The 4,042-nt window shown below is 73.2% G+C and carries 4 protein-coding genes and 1 pseudogene; 4 read left to right on the top strand and 1 reads right to left on the bottom strand.

Annotated elements, in window-relative coordinates:
• A pseudogene (locus VR45_RS17030) lies at positions 1-365 on the top strand (hydrolase); the annotation flags it as partial.
• Positions 366-430: 65 nt separating this feature from the next.
• A complete protein-coding gene (locus VR45_RS17025) occupies positions 431-1,339 on the top strand; it encodes an aminoglycoside phosphotransferase family protein (RefSeq protein WP_199925957.1) in 909 nt (302 codons plus the stop codon).
• Between the two features lie 7 nt (positions 1,340-1,346).
• Here VR45_RS17025 and VR45_RS17020 read toward each other — a convergent pair whose 3' ends face one another.
• Entirely contained in the window at positions 1,347-1,784 is a 438-nt protein-coding gene (locus VR45_RS17020; RefSeq protein ID WP_159394241.1) for a hypothetical protein, read from the bottom strand.
• Between the two features lie 407 nt (positions 1,785-2,191).
• On the opposite strand from VR45_RS17020, the gene VR45_RS17015 reads away from it, so the two are divergent.
• Both VR45_RS17015 and VR45_RS17010 read left to right on the top strand, forming a co-directional pair.
• Positions 2,192-2,818, top strand: coding sequence for an RNA polymerase sigma factor (locus VR45_RS17015; protein ID WP_234326002.1), 627 nt, complete (start codon positions 2,192-2,194; stop codon positions 2,816-2,818).
• Complete coding sequence (locus VR45_RS17010; protein ID WP_045940615.1) at positions 2,815-3,840, top strand: CU044_5270 family protein; 1,026 nt, start codon at positions 2,815-2,817, stop codon at positions 3,838-3,840. Before VR45_RS17015 ends, VR45_RS17010 begins: the two co-directional genes overlap by 4 nt.
• Positions 3,841-4,042 lie beyond the last annotated feature (202 nt).

Raw genomic sequence — 4,042 nt, 5'->3', positions numbered from 1 at the left:
ACGCCGCCCTGTTCGGCGGCAGGTTGCTGCGGCCGGCCGAGCAGGCCGCGCTCACCACGACCGTGCCGACCGGGTCGGGCCACAGCTCGTACGGGCTCGGCGTGGCCCAGGCGGACTTCGGCTGCGGCCCGCTGTGGGGCCACGACGGGGGTGTGCCCGGCTGGGGGACGCTGCTGTTCGGCACGGCGGACGGGAAGCGGCAGGTGGCGCTGTCGTACAACCCGTACGAGGGCACCGACCAGTCCGGGGTGGAAACGGCGGTCGTCGCGCTCGCGGTGAAGACGCTCTGCGGCACGACAGCACCGGCCGGGGCAGCCGGGGCGGCGGCGGACGCGCTGTCGGCCCTGCGGGGCACCGGCCGCTGAGACCCGGCGGCGGGCAGCCGAAAAACACTTGCCCGCCGGGCGGCACGACGGTCGGATAGTGCCCCATGAACAGCGACACCATGGATCTGCACCCCGGCCAGCACCCGATCGACGAGGACCTCGTCCGGCGCCTGGTCGCCGACCGGTTCCCGCAGTGGGCCGGGCTGCCGGTGACCCGCTTCCCCTCCGGCGGCACCGTCAACGCCATGTACCGGCTGGGCGAGGAGATGGTGGTCCGGCTGCCGCTGGTGGACTGGGGGGCACCCGACCTGGTGATGGAGCAGGAGTGGCTGCCGAGGCTGGCGCCGCTCCTGCCCGTCGCCGTCCCGGAGGTGCTCGGCGCGGGCGGGCCCGCCGAGGGGTACCCGTGGCCGTGGTCGGTGTACCGCTGGCAGGAGGGCGCCCATCCCCGGCCGGGGGCGCTGCGCGAGCCGGTACGGCTGGCCGAGGACCTCGCCGCCTTCGTGACCGCGATCCGGGCCCTCACCCTGCCGGACGCCCCGCCCGCCTACCGGGGCGGGCCGATCGAGCTGCTCGACGAGGAGACCAGGAAGTCGATCGAGGACCTGCGGGCGCTGCCCGAGGAGGGCGTCGACTGCGCGGCCGTGACCGCCCTCTGGGAGGACGCGCTGGGCGCGCCGGCCTGGGACGGGCGGACGGTGTGGCTGCACTCCGACCTCATGCCGGGCAATCTGCTGGTGGACGGCGACGGACGGCTGATCGCGGTGATCGACTTCGGCTGCACGGGCGCGGGCGACCCGTCCTGCGACCTGATGCCGGCCTGGAACCTGTTGCCGCCCGACGCCCGCGCGGTCTACCGCGCGGCGCTCGACGTGGACGACGCCACCTGGCGGCGCGGCCGCGGCCGGGCCCTGTCCCTGGCGCTGAACGCCCTGCCGTACTACCGGCACACCAACCCGGCGATGGCGGAGAACGCGCGCCATGTGATCCGGGAGATCCTCGCCGAGTCCTGAGCTGTCGTCAGGGCCGGGCCAGGGTCCACCAGGTGCGGTGGTCCCTGCGCATGCTCACGAAGAGCCGGTGCCCCTCGCCCTCGGTGGCACTGCTCGTCAGCGTGAGGTAGCACCGCCGGGGCATGTCGAACCGGACCGTTACCAGGTGCCCGGCGTCCGGGTCGTAGCCGGCCGTCCAGGTGCCGTCCGCCACCTCCAACAGGTCGTCCGCTCCCATGGCCGCCGCAGGTTCGAGGCAGGCGGCGGCCGGTATCACGGACGGGCCGAGCCGCCCGCCCTCCGCCAGCTCCAGCCGGGTGCCGTCCGCCCCCTGCCCGGTCCACCGGCCGACCGGGCTCGGCGGCGCCGGTTCGACGAGGGCGGCCCGGAGCACGAGCAGGCCGAGCGGCACCAGAAGGAACGCGATCGCGACCGCCGGGATGGCGTACTTCATGGACCTCGTCATGCCGGGACGGTAGCAGCGCAGTTCACCGGTCGTCCGGGTGCGCTCGGAGGAGGAGATGCGCCCCGCCGATCGGCAGATGGACGGGGCTCCTGGCTGCGGGGACGATGAGGTGCGCCCCGACCTGGCCGACCGGGCAGCCGGTCAGGCCGGGCGCGCGCGGGGCGGGACGACCGGCTGGTCGGGTATGCGGTGGTGGTCCTCGCGGTGACGGTCGTGGAGGGATTCCGACCGAACCCGGCAGACAGCGCCGACGACGGCTGCGACGATGATGAACTCGGCACCCGTGCAACTCGACGCGGTTGGCGGCCCGGCGCCCCGACCCCTCGGGGTGCCGGCCTTCTCAACTTCCTCAAGATTCCCTGGAACCCTCTCCGCCCTGCGGACACCAGATCTGCGTGGAGTCCTCCTTGTCCAGTAAGCAGACGCAGGCCGGCGAGCGCCAGATCTTCGCCGAGCTCTACGATCAGCACGCTCGCACGGTCTTCGCGCACGCGTACAGATCGACCGGGGACCGCGATCTCGCGGACGACATCGTCTCGCTGACCTTCCTCGAAGCCTGGCGGCTCCGGAAGAAGCTCCGCGACGAGGTGCTGCACCCCCGGGCGTGGCTGCTGGCCATCGCCACCAATGTGCTCCGCAACACCGCCCGGACGGCGCGTCGGCACCGTGACGCGATGTCCCGCCTCCCCCGCCGTGATCCGATCCCCGACTTCGCCGACGAGGTGGTCGGCCGGATCACCGACGCCAATACGGCCGCGGCCGCCGTCCGCGCGCTCGACCAGCTCGGCGGTCCCGAGCGTGAGGTCTTCACGCTCGTCGTCTGGTCGGGGCTCGGCTACGCGGAGGCCGCCCAGGCGCTGGGCATACCCGTCGGCACCGTCCGCTCCCGGCTCTCCCGGGTCCGGGACAAACTCCGCCGGATCGTCGACGCCGAGGATCCCCCCGCTCCACGGGTCCCCTCCGCCTCGTCGACGCCCGCCGGTCTCGCCATCAGTCATCAGTCCGTGGGCCACCACCAGGAAAGGCGGCCATGACCAACCCACGCACCGACCACACCGAGTGGGACGAGCACTGCGAACGCCGTGAACTCGCCCGGTTGCTCCCCCCGCCGCCCCACTTGGAACCCTCGCTCTCCCAGCTGGCCGACCGCCGTGACTTCCTGCTCACCGAGTTCGCCCGCCCCCGCCCGTTCTCCGCTCTCAGCACCCGGTGGCGCGGCCTGGTCCTGGTGACCGCCGTCGCCACCGCTGCGGCCATCACGGCGATGACCCTCGCCCCCGATTCCTCGTCCACGGAGGAGGCGCCGCCCGCCACCGCCGCGTCCGTGGAACTCCTCGACCGGATCGCCAGGGTCGCCTACACCCAGCCGCAGCCCTCGGCCCAGGACAGCCAGTACACCTACGTCAGGACCGTCGGCCACACCACCGCGCTGGCGGAGTCCACGGACGGTTCGATGCAGCGCAGCACCACCACGACGAACACCGAGCTGTGGACGGCGGTGAACGGCGCCCGGCCGGGCCTCCAGCGTCGGGACGGCGGTGACCAGCAGCTTCCCGCTCCGGACCCGGTCTCCCTCAACGCGCCCACCTACCGGATGCTGGCCGGTCTGCCGAGCGACCCCGAGGCCCTGAGCAAGCTCATCTACGCCGATGCCGGGTACAACCACGGCGCCGGATCCGCTTCGACCACCGGTTCCGACCAGGAGGCCTTCGTCACCATCGGCGACCTGCTGTGCAACGCGGTCGCACCGCCCGCGGTCTCCGCCGCCCTGTACCGGGCGGCGGGCCGGATCCCGGGTGTGACGACCGTCGACGACGCGGTCGACGCGGTCGGGCGCCACGGGGTGGCCGTCGCCCGGGTGCACAACGGCACCCGGTTCGAGTGGATCTTCGACCAGCGGACGATGCGGCTGCTGGGCAAGCGCGCCGTGCTCGTGAAGGACGGTCCGTGGGGCCGGGCCGGGGACGAGGTGAACTCCGTCGCGCTGGTCGCGCAGGGCATCGTGGGCGCTCCGGGAGAGGGGGTCGCGATCCCGACCGCAGAATCAAGCCAATGACCGAATTCGGTCAGCCATTGTCCGGTCCTCGTCGGAACTATTGTGCGAACGGCGGATCCGGCGTTGGGTCGTGGCAGCACTGTCCTGCCACGACTCACCAAGGGAGAAGCTGACCGTGCGTTCCTTCCGCACGCTCGCCGTCGTCACCGCTGTCGCCGGCGCGCTCGCGCTCGCGGCCCCGGCGGCCATGGCGACGCCCGCG

The organism is Streptomyces sp. NRRL S-495, assembly GCF_000966955.1.
GTDB classification, from domain to species: domain Bacteria; phylum Actinomycetota; class Actinomycetes; order Streptomycetales; family Streptomycetaceae; genus Kitasatospora; species Kitasatospora purpeofusca.
The sequence above is the reverse complement of the archived record's forward strand: the minus strand, read 5'-3'. Positions and strand labels throughout refer to the sequence as shown.

What these genes read in the sequence shown, in the direction of transcription:
- VR45_RS17025 (WP_199925957.1), top strand. Translation starts at nt 431, where the DNA reads ATGAACAGCGACACCATGGATCTGCACCCCGGCCAGCACCCGATCGAC.
- VR45_RS17020 (WP_159394241.1), bottom strand. Translation starts at nt 1,784, where the DNA reads ATGACGAGGTCCATGAAGTACGCCATCCCGGCGGTCGCGATCGCGTTC.
- VR45_RS17010 (WP_045940615.1), top strand. Translation starts at nt 2,815, where the DNA reads ATGACCAACCCACGCACCGACCACACCGAGTGGGACGAGCACTGCGAA.